The following is a 16,286-nucleotide window of genomic DNA, read 5'->3' on the forward strand; positions in this document are numbered from 1 at the left end:
CATCCGTCATTCGACCTTGAACGGCTGCCGGAACGGGCCTCGCCGGGCATCCGCCTCGAGCTCGAGGAACGGCGCGGGCCCGAGGTCATCGGTCGAGTAGACGGTGCTGACCTTCTCGAGCGCCGCGACCAGCGTGGAGCGGGGGACCGCCGTCGCCTCGGTCGTGCCGTGCTTGCCGGGGCGCGTCGACATCAGCGACGTCATCTTCGGCAGGTCGTCGGGACGTGCCTCCCACAGGGCGTGCAGCGAGCGAGGGGTGGCGTTGCGACTGCCGTGGTGGCCCACCTTGTAGAGGTCGATGCACGTCAGATCGTGTTTGAGGACGGGGTCGGTCTCGAGCTGCGCGAGCGTGCGGCGCCAGTTCTCGATCTGCGCGTCGCCCGGGAACAGCATCGACAGTCCGCCGACCTTCAGCAGCAGGATCAGGCTGGTGTTGTTGAGGGCGTCGTCGAGATCGCGCACCAGGCGCGCGGCCGAGTGCGAGCGCTGCTTGGCGAGCCGCGTGACGAGCCACCGCACGGGGCCCGGGCCGAGCGGCATCGGGCGCGTGCTGGGCGCCTCGGCCTCGGCCTTGGCCACGCCCTCGATCGCGGCGCCGAGCCGGAGCATCCAGTACTGCGGATCCCGGGACTTCTGCTTGCCGACCCCGGCGTCCTGCTCCACGGTGGGCGGGCCGAGCACCGTCGCCGTGAGACCGGGGATGGCATCCTCGAGCCCCGCGTCCGCACCCGCGAACAGGTAGCGGCCGCCGTGCTCGCCCGCCAGCTCGTCGAGCAGGCGCACCGCGTCGGCGTTGGGCAGCTGCTCCTCGGCCTCCTCCTGCACCTCCGCGCCCAGGGCCTTCGCCCGCGCCAGCGCGTGGACGTGGCCCTGCGCGGCGGCGAGGAGCCGTGCGTACCGGGCGGATGCCGTACCCGGAGGTCCGTCCGAGGGCTCGGTCTCGGCGAGCCCGGCGCCGGAAGGGCCGTCGGCGGTGGACGGCAGCGTCGGGTTCTCGGTCCAGGGTCGCAGCACCAGTCTCGGCTTGAGCGTCGCCATGATCGCCGCGCTTGCGGCATCCCCGAAGCCGGACAGGTGGTCCTTGTGCCGATGGGTCACCACGAGGGCGTCGAGCTCGCCGCCGGTGTGCTGCTTGATGAGCTCGGCGACCTCGGCGGTGGTCCCCGGCGCCCTGGGCGGGCGGGACGGGCGGGGCGGGCCGGTGGTGCCGAAGTCGATCAGCAGGTGACGGGCCTTCCGCCCGTCGGCGAACGCCTTGTCGTACTCGACCGACACCAGGAAGCAGTCGCCGAAGCCGACCTGGTACATGCGGACGCGGACGCGGACGGGCTTGCTCACCATGCCTCCCCGGAGCTGAGCTGCGAACTGTGGAGTTCGGCGAACGTCTGGCCCGTCGGTGTGCCGTCGGAGAACCCGAGCCGCCGGGAGGCGTCGCGACGGCCGGTGACGTCGAGGTACTCGATGCGCCGCTTCTGACGCCGCCAGTCGTCCAGTCGCTTGTAGATGTGCAGCTTCAGCCGGCCGAACTGGTCGAACACGAGGGTGCCCCCGCCGAAGACCTGCACCTCCGTGGTGGGGTCGACTCCCTCCGGGAGGGGGAGCTCGGACAGCCGCTCGAACTCTCCCGCCGTCAGCGACATCATCTGGACGTAGGTGGCCACGGACTCCGGCACGATGAGGCCGTCGGGCGCGATGCGCTGGGTGGGCAGCACCGATTCGACCGAGGTGTAGTACCGGGTCGGGATGTCCAGCCGCCGGGCGTTCTGCCACAAGAAGCGGAACACCTCGTCGCGATCGCTGCGCAGTCCCGCGAAGTTGATGCCGAGGTAGTAGGGCTTCAGCTCCGCGTCGAGCACGTTCACGACGCGGTCCCGCGGGCGGTGGATGCCGGCCGCCGCGAACCCGGCGACGAGCTTCTGCCGGTACTTGAGGTCGTCGTCGGGGACCACCTCGGTGTCGGCCAGCAGCACGGCATCCAGGAGGTCGGCGAACTCGAACTCGACGGGCGGCAGGTAGTCCAGCCCGCGGATCAGCATGGTCAGCAGCTGCGACGCGGCCCGCGCGCCCTCCTCGGCGGCGCGGGAGCGGTCCACGGTCCCCGTGGCGGCGGCACCGTCGCCGCGGGGGGTGCTGGTGGCGCCGGCGGCGGCATCGCCGGTGGTGGCGACGCCGGGCTGGGAGAACAGCGCCTCCAGGCGGGTGGTCCAGATGTCGATCAGCACGTCGAGGACGATCGCCACGAGCACCTCGCCGCGCCGGTGCGGCTCGGCGTAGAGCGGGCTCAGCGCCCAGTCCGGCGGGGGAGGTGCGAGCGCCGAGCGTCGCAGAGCGCCCCGCCCCTGGGTGAGGACGTCGCCGATCTGCTCGGCGATCCCGAACAGCACGTTCTCCTTGAGCGCCTGCTTCTCGACCTTGGCCCGGTCGATCCGGCCGTCGGGACCGGCGGCCCCGAGCGCCTTCTCCACGACGGGTCGGATCGAGAACACGGACAGCAGCGCGACGATGTCGGCGAAGCCCTCGTGGAAGGCGGCCTGATCGGGAAGGCTCGGCTCGAGGAAGCGGCTGCGCAGCCCGTCGAGGATCGCGTGCGTCGTCTCGTGCACGATCACGTCGTAGCTCAGACACGTGTAGACGACCGGCTCGTCCTTGTCGTCGGAGGGGACGTAGCCGAACAGCACCGCGTGGTCCTCCGACGAGTAGAACGCGTTCGCCTCGGCGAAGGCGTGCGGCACGAGGTACAGCTGGTGGCCGTCGAAGCTCCACGCGAGCCGGCGGCCGAGCGCGGTCTCGAACGCGGCGAGCGTGCGTGCCGCGGCGCCGTAGACCTGCTGTGCGTGGAACGCGAAGTCCCGTAGCAGCTCGGCGTCGGGCTTGCCGGCGAACGGATCCTCGTTGCCGATCGGCAGGTGCTTGATGTACTGGCCGGTGACGGCGTCGTAGTCCACGACGTGCAGCCGCGCGCCGCGCGGCCCGTCCTCCATGCGCGACCACGGCACGCGGACGTCCGCGGTGAGGATCCTGCCGTCCTCGCCCTTGACCTCCGGGTCCTGCGCGATGAGCCGCAGCGTGACGTGCGTGCGCGGCTCGTCGGCCGGCTCGGAGAACTCGACACCGTCGTTCATGTCACACCCCCAGGTCCGCAACGCCCCCGTCGCGGTCGTCCCGCGGTGGAGGAGGCGGACCTCGGCGCCCCTGATACCCCTGGCGCACTCACCGCGGGTGTGTGTGCTCACCGTAGCCCCGTGATGCCTCCAGCGGAACGGATGCTGCGGCACGCAGCATCCGTCGCCCCTACGCGAGCGGGACTCAGGCGGGCGGGATCGGGTCGTGCGCCCACGTCGGGGCGAGGGCGCGCAGGCGCGCCGCGCGCCATTGCCACATGCCCCACAGCACAGGCCAGAGCAGCGGCGCCGTGGGGCCGCCGATCACCAGGCGGTCCCGCCACAGCGTCCTGCGCGGATCGCCGGGCGCCGGCGACACCGCCATCTGGTGGTCCCAGACGTCGAGGCTCGCGAGCGGTCCGGTCAGCGGGATCCCGCTGTCGCGGAAGATCCGCACCCGTCCACCGGGCTCGTCGACGTACCGCTCGCTGACGTGGATGAGCTGCCGGCCCATCGGCACCTCCCCGAACGCCGACAGCTGCACCGGCACGTCGTCACCGGGTGTCCACGCCGTGGGCAGACCGCTCGGCACGAGCGGCGCGAGGTCCAGCACCGGGCCGTAGAGCTCGGCGACGGCCCGCGGGGAGTGCACGGCCCGCCACGCGGCGTCGGGGTCGCAGTCGAGGACGAGCTTCAGCAGGATCCGCATGCTCCAGTGTCGCATCGCGTCCCGCGCACGCGCGGGTGGCGACGGCGGCGCGCCTACGCTGGACGGATGCCGCACACGCCGTTCGATCAGCACCGCTACCAGGTCCGGCTCGACTGGGGCCTGGACGGACTGCGGCGCCTGGCCCCCGCCGACATCGTCGTGGTGGTCGACGTGCTGCGCTTCTCGACGTCGACGACGGCCGCGCTCGAGCGCGGCGAGAGCGTGCCCCTCGACGGCTCTGCCCACGCGGTGTCGATCAACGGAGCGGCGGTGGCGGAGGCCGCAGGGGCGACGGGCGCCGTGGTGCTGCTCGGATGCCTGCGCAACGCCCGCGCCGTGGCCGACGCGGTGCTCGACACCCAGCGTCGCCGTGCCGCGCGCACCAGCGTCGCCGTCATCGCGGCGGGCGAGCTCGCCGGGCGCGAACCGGGTGCCGCGCTGCGGTTCGCCGTCGAGGACCAGTTGGGTGCGGGGGCGATCGTCGATGCGCTGGGAGTGCGCGGGGTCGACCACACCTCGCCCGAGGCGGCCGCCGCGGGGGAGGCGTTCCGGGGTCTGCGGGGAGCCGTGCGGCACCTGCTCACGGCGAGCGGCTCCGGCCAGGAGCTGCTGCTGCGCGAGGACCGGCCGGTCGAGGAGTCGCGGGGCGAGGTGCTCGACGCGGCGGCCGTGGACGCGGCATCCGTCGTCCCCGTCCATCGTGACGGCGCCTTCGTCGCGTACTGACCGCCTCAGCGCGGCGTCATCGCCGCCAGGCGGGTCGCGCGGGTGATGTCGCGCCGCGTCCAGGTGAACACGTGGCGCTCGTCGAAGTGCGGCGCGCACTTGGCGCACGACGTCGGACGGGTCGCCTTGCGGTGACGATAGGCGACGTGGCCGGCGGGGCACACGCCGATCCAGGGAGCGAGGTCGGTCGCCGTCTCGCCGTTGTGGGTGGTGCCGCCGACGTAGCCGAGCTCGCGGGCCACCGCCTTCCAGCGAGGACCGTGACCGGCGCGCGGCCCCGCGAGCGCGTGCGCGACCTCGTGCAGCAGCGTCTGGTGGTTGGTGTCGTCGTCGTAGCGCGCGGCGAGGTAGCGCGACACGCTGATGCGCTTGTGCGTGTAGTCGCACAGGCCCGCGCGGCGCTTCGCGTTGTCGAACGCGAACGTCCACGAGGGATCGAGGTGGGCGGCGATGAGGGCCTCGGCCCAATGCCGCACGCGTGGCAGTTCCGACATGGCGCGAGGCTAGAACATATCTCCGACATCCACCGGACGCGCTCCCCGCCTCAACTGGCGACGGATTCGGCGGCCCGGCGGCGGTCGACGGTGTCGATCGCCAGCAGCACCGACTCGAGCTGGTCCTCGGTGGCGCCGGCCTCCTGGCGGAGGAACAGCGTGCGCTTGAAGTCCTTGCGCGCGGCGTCGAAGTCGCCCGCGTCGAAGTTCACCTTGCCGCGGTGCTGGTACGCGAACGCGCCGATCCCGGCCCATCCCTGCCCCTCGGCCTCCTCGGCGCACATGGTGAGCTCCTGGTCGGCGGCGGCGTACGCGCCCCGCGCCTGCAGCACCGTGGCGTGCAGGATGCGGGCGCGCAGCAGATCCTTGCGGGTGCCGGCCATGCGCGCGACGCGCACCGACTGCTCGGAGATGACCAGGGCGTCCTCGGAGCGGTCCAGCACCTTCAGCAGCCACACGCGCTCGAGCAGGGCAGGCAGGCTGCGCTGGTCGCCGATCTCTTCGAGCCGCTCCCGGCACTCGCTGGGGTCGACCAGCTCCCGGAGCGTCTCGGGGTCGTACCCGCGGATGTAGCTCACGTCTGACTCCCTTCGCCGCGCCGATGGCCCTTCCAGTGTGCCGTCCGCGCGGGCGCGCGACGGGGTGCCACGCCGCGTGCGCCGGCCCCTCCGCGCGACACGCCGGTCACCGGGGCCGTCAGCGGGTGAACAGGGATGCCGAGGGCTTGGGCGACGGGGTCGCGTCGGCGTCGGTGGCCACCCGCGCGCCGCGCGCGAAGTCGTCGACCTCGCGGCCCTCGGCGACCTTCGCGGGGTGCGGACCGGCGGCCATCAGGCGGGGGAGCCACTCGGTCGGCAGTGGTGCGCGGGATGCCGCGATCACGAGGTTGCCGAAGCGGCGGCCCTTGAGCGTCTGCACCTCGGCGAGCACGATGACGTGCTCGAGCACCGCCTGCACCGTCGCCACCTCACGTCGGGCGAATGCGAGACCGGCGCCGTCGGCGACGTTGACCAGCAGGACGCCGTCGGGCGCGAGGAAGCGCACGGCCTCGGTGAAGAACTCCACGGTCGTCAGGTGGGCCGGCGTCTGGGCGCCGGAGTACACGTCCGACACGACGAGGTCGGCCGCACCCACGAGCCCGGCGGGGAGGCGGCCGAGCGCCTCGCGCGCGTCGCCGATGCGCACGCGGATCGAGGCGCCGCGGGGGAGCGGCAGGTTCTCGCGCACCAGGTCCCACAGCGCCGGCTCGAGCTCGACGATCTGCTGGCGGGAGCCCGGCCGCGTCTGCTCGACGTACCGCGGGATCGTGAGGGCGCCCGCTCCCAGGTGGATCGCTGTCAGCGGCTGCCCCGGCATCCGGAGCCGGTCGATGACCGCACCCATGCGCGCGACGTATTCGAAGTGCAGATGCGTCGGATCGTCGAGGTCGACGTGCGACTGCGGCGTGCCGTCGACGTCGAGCTCCCAGCCTCCGCCGAAGGGCGACGGCACGACGCGGGCGATCGTCCCGTCCGAGAGCCGGACCGAGGGGGCGGGTGACTCATCCCTCGCGCGTGCCATGGCCCCACGTTAGCCGCTGCCTCCTGTCGGAGCAGGCGCCGGGAGGCTCGGCCCGGCGCCGCAGTAGCGTGGAGCCATGGCGGTGATCGATCTCAACGCGGACCTCGGAGAGACCGTCGACGGCGTGCCGACCGCCGACGACGAGGCGATGTTCGCCGTGATCTCCAGCGCCAGCGTCGCGTGCGGCGGGCACGCCGGCGACGAGGACTCGATGCGGGAGTCCGTCGCCCGGGCGGCGCGCTTCGGGGTGGCCGTGGGCGCCCATCCGTCCTACCCGGACCGCGCGGACTTCGGCCGCACCGCCCTGGCGATGGACCCCGCCGACCTCGGCGCCGCGGTGGCGGAGCAGCTGGCCGCGCTCGTCGCGGCGGGCGCGGACCTGCGCTACGTCAAGCCCCACGGTGCGCTCTACCACGCCGTCACGACCGACCGGGCGCAGGCAGAGGCCGTGGCCCGCGCGATCGCGGACTGCGCGGACAAGCTCGGCCGGCCCCTGCCCGTGCTGGGTCTGCGCGGCGAGATCGCGGGGGCCGCGGCATCCGTCGGCCTGCCGTTCGTGCTCGAGGCGTTCCTCGATCGCGGCTACCTGCCGGACGGCTCGCTGGTGGCGCGCAGGCAGCCGGGTGCGCTTCTGGACGACCCGGAGCTCGTCGCGGCACGGGCGGTGCGGCTCGCCCGCGAGGGCATCGTGGAGGCGATCGACGGCTCGGTGGTGCGGGCGGATGCCGCCTCCCTGTGCGTGCACGGCGACTCCCCCGCCGCCGTCGAGATGGCGCGGGCCGTGCGCGCGGCGCTGGACGCCGCCGGCGTGGAGGTGCGGGCGCCGTGGTGACCGCGCGCGGGTCGTCGACGTCGCCGGAGGAGGCGCCGCGATGGTGACGGTGCAGGTGCGGCCGATGGGGGAGCGTGCGTTCCTGCTCGAGGTCGCCGCGCTCGAGGACGTGCTCCCCCTGCACGCGGCGCTCGCCGCCTCGCGCCCCGCCGGAGTGGTCGACCTCGTGCCGGCGGCGCGGACCGTGCTGGTGCGCGTCGACCCGCGCACCCTGGCACCCGCGGCCGCGAGGGCGTGGGCGCTCGGCGCGGCGGCGGATGCCGAAGCCGGCGCCGCGGCCGGCGGGCCGCTCGTCGAGCTGGACATCGTGTACGACGGCGCCGACCTCGACGAGACCGCGCAGCTGCTCGGCGTCGCCGTCGACGAGCTCGTGGCGCGCCATGCCGGGGCGACGTGGCGGGTGGCGTTCACCGGCTTCGCGCCGGGCTTCGGATACCTCGTGAGTGACGACTGGCCGTTCGACGTGCCGCGCCTCGATTCGCCGCGCACCCGCGTGCCCGCCGGGTCGGTGGGCCTGGCCGGCGCCTTCAGCGGAGCGTACCCCCGAGACACGCCAGGGGGGTGGCGGCTCATCGGGACGACGGCGGCGCGCCTGTTCGATGCGGATGCCGCATCCCCCGCCCTCCTCGCACCCGGGACGCGGGTGCGGTTCCGTCCGGCCCAGCAGCGGGCGCGAGACTCCGCGGACGCTGCCACGGCGGCCGCGCCCGATGGGTATCCGCCGGCCGCGCCGGCGCGCGGCATCCGGATCCTCGAACCCGGCCTGCTCGCGACGGTGCAGGATCTCGGGCGGGAGGGGGCGGCATCCGTCGGCGTCGCCGTCTCGGGCGCCCTCGACCGTGGCGCGCTGCGCACCGCCGACCGGCTGCTCGGCAACCCGGAGGGGGCGGCGGGCATCGAGGTCACGATGGGCGGGCTGCGCGCGGTCGCCGAGACCGACCTGTGGGTGGCGGTGACCGGCGCCTGGGGCACCGTGCGCCTCGACGGCCGCGAGGTCGACCCCTACCAGGCCCACGCGTGGCCGGCAGGTGCGGAGCTGCACGTCGACTGGTTCGCGCACGGCGCGCGCGCCTACGTCGCGGTGCGCGGCGGCTTCGATGCGCGGCAGGTGCTCGGCTCCCGCGCCACCGACCTGCTCGCGGGGCTCGGGCCGGCGGCGTTGCGCGCCGGCGACGCCGTCGGCGTCCGCGACGACGCCGTCGCGCCCATCCCGGTCGCACCGCCGGCGCCGTGGGGTGCGCCGCACGACGATGAACTCGAGCTGGAGCTCGGCCCCGGCCCGCGGGCGGACTGGTTCTCCGCCGACGCCATCGCGACGCTCTACGACACCGTGTGGACCGTGTCGAACCACGCCGACCGGGTGGGCGCGCGTCTCGAAGGCCCCGCGCTTGACCGGGTGCGCGCCGGTGAGCTCGCGAGCGAGGGCATGGTCCCGGGTGCGCTGCAGGTGCCCCCGAGCGGCCGGCCCACGATCCTGCTCGCCGACGGTCCGGTCACCGGTGGCTACCCCGTCATCGCCGTGGTGACGGATGCCGCACTCGACCTCGTCGCGCAGGCCCGGCCGGGCACGCGCATCCGGTTCCGGCACGCCCGCCCAGGGCGCTGAGCCCTCGGGTCAGTCCGCGCCGCCGGCCTCCAGGAGATCGGCGGTCGCCCGCAGGATCGCGACGACGGCGGCGGTGCGCACGCCGTCGCCCGCGAGGCGGGCGATGTCGGCGACCACGACCGGCGCCGCGACCGGAGCCGCCTCGGAGACCGCACCCACGGGCGAGAGCAGCGGGGAGTCGGACAGCCCGATCCCGGGCTCGAACGTGGGCTTCTGCTCCCACAGCTCGGCCATCGCGTCGCGCACCGCGGCGTGGAACGCCCGGTTCGTCGCGGTCGGGTTCTCGTTGAGGATCTTCGTCGCGTTGGTGGTGAAGACCCCGTTGCCACCGGTCTCGAGGGCCACCTGGTCGGGCTGGCACGCACTGAAGAGCACCTCGCGCACGGCCCGCGGCGCATCCTCGACGGCCCTGCCGCTCTCGGAGGCGACGACCCGCTCCCAAGCGGTGCGGCGCACCGGGTCCTCCAGCGACGCGGCGCGGGCGGCGCGGAACCTGTCGCGCTCCTCCGCGGTGAGCGTGATCGATCGCGCGGTGGCATCGGCGGGCACCTTGATCTCCGCCTTCTGCGTGTCCGAGATCTCCCGGTTGGCGCTGCCGGAGTGGCACGAGTCGAAGAACAGCGTGACCGACACCCCGTCGGGGATCGCGTCCCACACGACCGCGAGGTCGTCGTCGAGCACGATCTGCCCGTCGAAGAAGTCGACGGGGCACAGCGCCTCGTCGGACGGGCCGAACGAGTCCACCTCATCGTGGTCGAGGTCGGGGACAGCGGTGCCGTGCCCCGCGTACTGGATGGCCACCACGTCGCCTGCCTTCGACGAGGTGACCAGGTCGAGCATCGCCCGCAGCATGGCGTCGCGGGTGGCGTCCTTGTCGCGCAGCCGCGTCACGTCGAACCCGAGCGCGCGGAAGGCGTCCTCCCACGTCTTCGCGTCGGCGACGCAGCCGCTGAGCGGCTGGCGCTCGTAGGCGTCGATCCCGATGCACAGCGCCCGCTTGCGCGGGGTCGCGAGGGCCTCGCGCGATCCTGCCGGCTCGGGCAGCGGCGTCGGGAAGGCCTCGCGGCTCTCCGCGCCGAACACCGCGGGCACGTCGTCGTCGGCATCCGACGCGCGCGTCCCCACCACGCGGCGGACGAGGCTCATCATCGTCGGCACGTCGTTGTCGAAGTCGCCGTGCGAGGTCGCCTGCGTGCTGGTGCGCTTGCCGGTGTTGGTGGGGCCCAGCACCAGCCGCTCGGACTCCTGCTTCAGATACGCCATCGTCGGACCCGCCTGGCGCAGGTGGTCGGCCAGGCCCAGGATGCGGGCCTCCTTCTCGACCTCGAACGAATGCGAGACCAGCCACAGCAGCGACTTGCGGTAGACGCCGGCCGTGTTGTCGCGCTTCTCCTGGTCGGGGTTCATCGTGAAGATCGAGAGGTCCTCGATGCTGCCCGAGCGGGCCAGCGGCAGCAGGCTCTGCTCGAAGGTGTCCACGCGGACCGCAGGCGCGAGGAACGTCACGGTCTTCACGCTCGGCACGGCGTCGGCGCCCTGGAACAGGAGCGGCACGAACGCGCTGTGGTAGATCGACCCGGCGCTGTGGCCCGCCGCGTGCAGCGTGATCGACTTCGGATTGCGCTGCATGTAGTCGCGCAGCGCCGCGGCCAGCACGAACCCGCCGCCGGGCGCACCGCCGTCGATGCCGCCCAGCGAGGCGGCCGAGGCATCCACCTTCATGTCGTCCCAGAACTTGCGGCCGCCCAGCAGGCGCGCCGCGGCCTCGACGGCGAGGTCGGTCAGGTCGGTGAATCCGCGCTGGCCCGCCTGGGTGCCGCCGATCACGTCCTCGAGCGTGGTCCAGAATCCGCTCTCCCACACGGCGTGGATGGGGAACACGCCGTTGGCCAGCCACCACGACACCTGGCGGTGCGCGGTGGCCATGCCCTGCGCCTTGGTCGTGAGGCCGCCGTGGGCCCAGATCAGCACCGGCACCGGCGCCTTGCGGGTCTTGGGCATCTTCTCCTGCTGCGCCTGCACGAACGCGTCCAGATGCGTGTCGACGATCGCCTGCACGTCGGCGGCGGTGCTGTGGAAGTCGTCGACGGTCTGCGGATCGGGCACGGACTTCGTGGCGAGCATGCCGTCGGCGGTGTACACGACATGGCGCCGGAGGTCGGCGAGGTCGCCTGCGGTGAGGGTGGGATCGGACATTGCCGTGCCTTTCGATCGGTGACGCCCGGAGGCGGTGGTGTGCTCAGGTGCGGACGACCCGCGCCCGCGGATCGGCGTAGACGGTGAAGGCGAGCGCCGTGAGGTCGTGCGCCGCGCGGGCGGCGGCGCGGGCGGCCGCGGCGGCCTCGCCGAGCGTCTCCCCGCGGACGAACAGGTGGTCGTACAGGGTCGTGGCGAACTCCGACGTGACGTCGTCGCGCACCGCCCAGCTGCAGCCGATGAACACGCCGGCGCCGCCGCGCAGGAACACCTCCGCGAAGCCGCCGAGGCCCGTCGAGCCCGGCTGCAGGCGGCCGACGTCGCACGCGCTCAGGAAGACGAAGGGGGCGGATGCCTCCTCTCCGGCCGCCGCCGTGAAGTCCTCGCGGGCGTCGGCATCGGAGTATGCGGCGGACCCGTCGTCGTGGGCCTTGGCGTAGGCCGCGAGCGCGATCTCCTGTCCCCGCGGATCGCTGTCGCGCCACCGGCCGTGACCGGCGAAGTGCAGCAGGTCGAATCCCGAGCCGATGCGTTCGCGCACCTCGGCGCGCGTCACCGCCCCGAGCGGCTTCTTCGTGAGGGCGACGGCCAGCGCCTGGACCTCGTCCTCGGTCCCGGACAGCCGCAGCGTCTCGTCGTCGTAGAGCGGCGCGATCGCCACCGCCCTGTCGGCGGCGACGGCCAGCCGCGTGGGCCGGCGGGTGCCCCACAGCCAGCGGGTCATGCCCTTGTCGGCGAGGAACAGCGAGGTGTCGTCGTGCGCCGCCTCGCCGACGCGCACGAGGTGCACGATCTCCCACGGGATGTCGAGCTCGCCGGAGGTCTGCACCACCAGGTGGTCGAGGCGATCGCGGCGGTCCCACAGCAGGGCGTTGATCTCGTCGCCGAACAGCTCCCGTGCGATGCGCACCCCGAGTTCGCGCACGCCCTCCTCCGCCTGCGAGAGCGCCGCCTCGGCCGGAGTCTTCGCGTGGACGGCGTCCACGTAGTCCGCGCGGATCTCCGAGAGCTTCGCGTAGATGCCGTCGACGTAGCCGGCCTTGTCGAGGAGGCAGACCTCGCTGACACCGCTCGCGCGCCCGACCTTCGCGGTGATGCGGAGCACGCTGTGCCCGTGCGAGAAGGTCTCCTCGATCGCGATGGTCGGCAGCTTCGCGATCGCTGCGGGCGGGGCGCTGACGACGGTCTCGCCGCGCAGCGGCTCGCCGTCGACGGGCGCGGCGGGCGCCTCGTCGGCGGGAAGGATCATCGACGAGAGCGCGATGACGGCCAGCGGCGTCACCGACGGGGCCTGCTGCACGACGACGCTGACCCGCCCGATCCCGGGCTCTCCCGGCACCAGATGGAAGCGGTGCTCCGACACGGCGCCGCGCGCCGGCAGCTTCACCACCGCCTCGGACGCCTCGCCGGCGGCCACCTCCATCCCCTGCGCCTGGACCGAGATGCGGATGTCGCCGCGCTTGCGCACCCGGATCGGCTTGTCGTCGCCGGCCGCTCCGCGAGCGATCTTCACCTCGTCGCGTGCGAGCGTCACCAGCAGCTCGAAGGGCACGCCATCGAACAGGCCCGCCGGCATCTGCGCGGCCACGTGCGCGTCGATGAGGGTGCCGCCGTCCACGCCGGGCTTCGGCGTCGGTCCGGGCTCCGGCTCGGGCTCGGGGCGCGCTGCCGCCACCGGCGGTGGCGCCGGCGCGGGCGGCGGGATCATGTCGACCGGCGGGGGAGCCAGCGCAGCGTCCCCGCCGAACCCGCCGCCCAGTCCGCTGCCGAATCCGCCGCCGAAGCCGCCTTCGATTCCGCCGTCCGGTTGCCTGTCCTCCACGAACGCCTCGACGGGGGGCTCTTCGGCGGACTCCGCCTCTTCCGCGCCGCCGGCTCCCATTCCGCCCTGCGCGACCTGCGCCTCGAGCTGGGAGAGCGCGGCCGCGGTCAGGCTCATCACGACGGTGAGGTGCAGCGTCTCGCCGGCGGCGAGAGGGATCTCCACCGCAAAGCCGGCGCGACGGCGTTCGAGCCCCCGCAGCTGCGCGACCCCGTCCCGCACGAGGATCACCGCGTAGAGCAGCTCGTCGGTGCGGTGCACCCGGACCGTCGCGACGGTGTCCGCGCGCCCCTGCAGCACCACGTCGGCCAGCAGCGTGATCCCCGACGGATCGGCGGCCGTCCCCGGCGGGGCGGCGTCGATGCGCGCGTCAAGGTCATCGCCGACGATTTCGACCACGTCGTGCGATCCGTCTGCAGCACGAGCCATCCCGACCCCCTCGCACCGGCGCACGGCCCCCACGTGCACCGTCACCCCACGATTCCGAGAGCGCAGCCCGTTGCACAGCCTACGAGCGCGTTCCTCACCGCACCAGAGACCTGCGTGGGCGCCGATGATACGTGCGGATACCGGATGCCGCGGCCCCCGTCCGTCTCACCAGGCGCGCAGCGCCTCGGCGACGGCCGCGAACTCGTGCTCGGGCAGCGCCACCTGCATGGCCTCTGCCACGGTCATCTCGGCGCCCGCGGTCTCGCCCGCCGCCACGCTCTGCGGATCGCGTCCGCGGAGGATGTCGAGGTACGGCGTGTGCACCGTGAACGCCTCGACGTCGAAGATGCCGATGCGCCGCCGGATCTCTCCCGCGGCCACCGCGAGCGCCGCCGCCCGCCACGCCTCGCCGTGCGCGGCCGCGACGGCGCAGACGCCCTCCAGCCCGTAGGCCACGCCTTCCTCGTAGTGCAGCCCGACCGACAGCAGCAGCGTGTGGACGAACTCGGCCTCCGCCTCCTCGACGTGCCCGAGCTGGAACGTCAGGCGCGCACGCAGGTTGCCCGCGACGATCGTCGTGAACAGGTCTCCGCCCGCCTCGGCGACCGATGTCGCGCGGTCGAAATGGGCCAGCGCGTCGTCGGTCGAGCCTCGCAGCCACGCCAGGCGCCCGAGCGAGACCTCGGTGATCGCCTCCGCCCACGCGTTGCCCCGCTCGCGGAGGGTCACCACCGCTTCGCGCAACTCCGTATCGGCCTTGTCGGCGTCGAAGTTCGAGAACTGCACGCGGGCCGTCGCACGCGCGGCGAGCGCCATCGCCGCGGCATCCTCGTCACCCGACTCGGTGAACAGGCGCACGCACTCCCCGAGGCCCGCGACCACCTGCTCGCTGGGGCGCTGCCACATCTCCCCCCACAGCGCGAAGAACCACGCGATCGCCCGCGTGTGCGGCGTGATCGGCTCGTCGTGCTGCTTCTCCAGGAGCTCCAGCATCCACACCCGCACCTCGGCGAAGAACCCCGAGATCCACCAGTAGATGAGCAGGCTCCACGCGAAGTCGCCGGCGTCGTCCAGCCGGTTCGTGTACACGAGGTGCCGTACCGCCGCCCGGAGGTTCGGAAGCTCGAGCCCGAGCCGCACGACGGCCTCGGCCTGCCCGCGCCCGCCGAGCTCCGGCGCCACCCGCTGCACGAGAGCCCGGTAGTAGTCGGCGTGCGCGCGGCGCACCCGCACGGCGTCGCCGCGCTCCTTGAGCCGCCCGAGCGCGTACTCCCGCACGATCGCGAGCAGGGAGAACACGCGTCGGCCGCCGAGCTCGGACTGCTTCACGAGCGAGGCGTCGATGAGCGCCGTCAGCGCGTCGATCGCCTGCCCGTCCCATGCGCGTCCTGCGCCGAGCGCCTCCACGGCATCCAGCGTGAACCGTGTCGCGAACACCCCGAGGTCCTCCAGGAGCTCGCGCTGCGCGTCCGGCAGCAGGCTCACGCTCCAGTCGATCGTCGCGCGCATCGTACGGTGCCGCTCGGGAAGGTCGCGCACCGCCGCCGTCAGCAGCGGCAGGCTCTGCTCGAGCCGGTCGGCGATGTCGGCGGGACTCAGGATCCGCACCTTCGCGGCGGCGAGCTCGATCGCCAGCGGCAGGCCCTCCAGCGTCCGGCAGATGTCGGCGAGGTCCCGTGCGTTCTCGTCGGTGACGTCGAAGTCCGCGTCGATCGCGCGGGCGCGGTCGACGAACAGCGACACCGCCGCCGACCTCGTCGTCCGGTCCATGCTCGCGGGGCCGTCGCCCGGAGGGGTCGTCAGCGGCGGCACGTCGTACACGCGCTCGCCGCGGATGCGCAGCACGATGCGGCTGGTCACCAGGAACTCCGCCGTGGGTGCGACCGTGTACAGCCGTACCAGGACGGGTGCGGCATCCACGATCTGCTCGAAGTTGTCGAGCACGATCAGGACGCGCCGCTCGGCCAGCGCGTGCGCGATGCGCTCCTCGAGGGCGGCCTCGCCGTTGTCGCGGATGCCGAGATAGTAGGCGATCGTCGGCAGCAGCAGCCCGGGCTCGAGCACGCCCTCCAGCAGCACGAAGTACACGCCGTCGGGGAAGAGATCGCGGCACGCGAGCGCCGACTCGATCGCGAGGCGGCTCTTGCCGATCCCCCCGGGGCCCACGAGGCTCACCACGCGGTCGGTGCCGCGCGCCAGGAGCGTGCGCACGGCGTCGATATCGTGCTCCCGGCCGATCGTCGTCGTGTACGGGACGGGGATGCGGCCCACCAGAGTGGGCGTCGCGTCGTCGTCGTCGTCGGGTTCGGGGCCGGGGGAGCGGGACTCGTCGAAGCGCTCGGCCAGCAGCATGGCGAGATCCTCGGCGACGCTGTCCGCGAGCTCGTCGGCGGTGCTGAAGTGCAGATAGGCCGCCGTGTCGTCGCTCTGGATCCGCGCGATGAGCTCGCTCAGCCGCTCGTCCCGGCCGTCCCCGTCCTTGACGTAGATGAGCTTGGGCATCGATGCCGGGGCGAGGTTGTACTCGTCCTCGAGACCGGAGACCTCCTCGTCCGGCGCGACCCAGCCGTAGCTGGCGCCGTAGATCCCCACGAACACGTCGCTCTGCGCCAGATACGAGCGATACAGCTCCCGCGGCGGATGCGGGCGGGCGCCCAGCTCGAACATCACCGGAGCCAGCCGCAGCCGTTCGATGGCCGACCTCACTGCTTCGCGTTCGTCCGCGAGTTCGCGCAGGGTCGAACTCACGAACACCCGGATCCGCTGGTCGGGCGTGCGGATCACGGGGGCTCGTCCCCCAGTCATGTGCAC

General features: G+C 73.5%; 12 protein-coding genes. 3 read left to right on the forward strand and 9 right to left on the reverse strand.

What is annotated here, in order from left to right:
- Positions 1 to 6: 6 nt before the first annotated feature.
- From AC1DDU_RS10090 to AC1DDU_RS10100, 3 genes are all read right to left on the reverse strand, one after another.
- Positions 7 to 1,338 (reverse strand): MBL fold metallo-hydrolase, encoded by a 1,332-nt coding sequence (locus tag AC1DDU_RS10090; RefSeq protein WP_477433688.1) that lies wholly within the window; start codon positions 1,336 to 1,338, stop codon positions 7 to 9.
- Entirely contained in the window at positions 1,335 to 3,122 is a 1,788-nt protein-coding gene (locus tag AC1DDU_RS10095; RefSeq protein ID WP_477433690.1) for a hypothetical protein, read from the reverse strand. Before AC1DDU_RS10095 ends, AC1DDU_RS10090 begins: the two co-directional genes overlap by 4 nt.
- 184 nt (positions 3,123 to 3,306) lie before the next feature.
- Complete coding sequence (locus AC1DDU_RS10100) at positions 3,307 to 3,810, reverse strand: hypothetical protein (protein ID WP_477433692.1); 504 nt, start codon at positions 3,808 to 3,810, stop codon at positions 3,307 to 3,309.
- Between the two features lie 66 nt (positions 3,811 to 3,876).
- Between AC1DDU_RS10100 and AC1DDU_RS10105 the strand changes: the two genes are divergently transcribed.
- Positions 3,877 to 4,536: a 2-phosphosulfolactate phosphatase gene (locus tag AC1DDU_RS10105; RefSeq protein ID WP_477433694.1), complete on the forward strand. Its 660-nt coding sequence runs from the start codon at positions 3,877 to 3,879 to the stop codon at positions 4,534 to 4,536.
- Positions 4,537 to 4,541: 5 nt separating this feature from the next.
- Here AC1DDU_RS10105 and AC1DDU_RS10110 read toward each other — a convergent pair whose 3' ends face one another.
- From AC1DDU_RS10110 to AC1DDU_RS10120, 3 genes are all read right to left on the reverse strand, one after another.
- Positions 4,542 to 5,030 (reverse strand): SprT-like domain-containing protein, encoded by a 489-nt coding sequence (locus AC1DDU_RS10110; RefSeq protein ID WP_477433696.1) that lies wholly within the window; start codon positions 5,028 to 5,030, stop codon positions 4,542 to 4,544.
- A 50-nt stretch (positions 5,031 to 5,080) separates the two neighbouring features.
- On the reverse strand, positions 5,081 to 5,608 hold the full coding sequence (locus tag AC1DDU_RS10115; protein WP_477433698.1) for a hypothetical protein: 528 nt from the start codon (positions 5,606 to 5,608) through the stop codon (positions 5,081 to 5,083).
- Between the two features lie 118 nt (positions 5,609 to 5,726).
- Positions 5,727 to 6,590: a spermidine synthase gene (locus tag AC1DDU_RS10120; RefSeq protein ID WP_477433700.1), complete on the reverse strand. Its 864-nt coding sequence runs from the start codon at positions 6,588 to 6,590 to the stop codon at positions 5,727 to 5,729.
- 76 nt (positions 6,591 to 6,666) lie between these two features.
- On the opposite strand from AC1DDU_RS10120, the gene AC1DDU_RS10125 reads away from it, so the two are divergent.
- Positions 6,667 to 7,422 (forward strand): LamB/YcsF family protein, encoded by a 756-nt coding sequence (locus tag AC1DDU_RS10125; RefSeq protein ID WP_477433702.1) that lies wholly within the window; start codon positions 6,667 to 6,669, stop codon positions 7,420 to 7,422.
- A gap of 40 nt (positions 7,423 to 7,462) precedes the next feature.
- Positions 7,463 to 9,028: a 5-oxoprolinase subunit B/C family protein gene (locus tag AC1DDU_RS10130; protein ID WP_477433704.1), complete on the forward strand. Its 1,566-nt coding sequence runs from the start codon at positions 7,463 to 7,465 to the stop codon at positions 9,026 to 9,028.
- Positions 9,029 to 9,037: 9 nt separating this feature from the next.
- Here the strand turns inward: AC1DDU_RS10130 and AC1DDU_RS10135 are convergent, their stop codons facing one another.
- From AC1DDU_RS10135 to AC1DDU_RS10145, 3 genes are all read right to left on the reverse strand, one after another.
- A complete protein-coding gene (locus AC1DDU_RS10135) occupies positions 9,038 to 11,224 on the reverse strand; it encodes a caspase family protein (protein ID WP_477433706.1) in 2,187 nt (728 codons plus the stop codon).
- Positions 11,225 to 11,267: 43 nt separating this feature from the next.
- Positions 11,268 to 13,475 carry a CHAT domain-containing protein gene (locus AC1DDU_RS10140; RefSeq protein ID WP_477433707.1) on the reverse strand — a complete coding sequence of 736 codons (2,208 nt, stop codon included), beginning with the start codon at positions 13,473 to 13,475 and terminating at the stop codon, positions 11,268 to 11,270.
- A 165-nt stretch (positions 13,476 to 13,640) separates the two neighbouring features.
- Positions 13,641 to 16,280, reverse strand: a complete 2,640-nt coding sequence (locus AC1DDU_RS10145; protein ID WP_477433709.1) for an ATP-binding protein — start codon at positions 16,278 to 16,280, stop codon at positions 13,641 to 13,643.
- Positions 16,281 to 16,286: the final 6 nt, after the last annotated feature.

It is taken from the genome of Microbacterium sp. 05T445, from assembly GCF_056395865.1.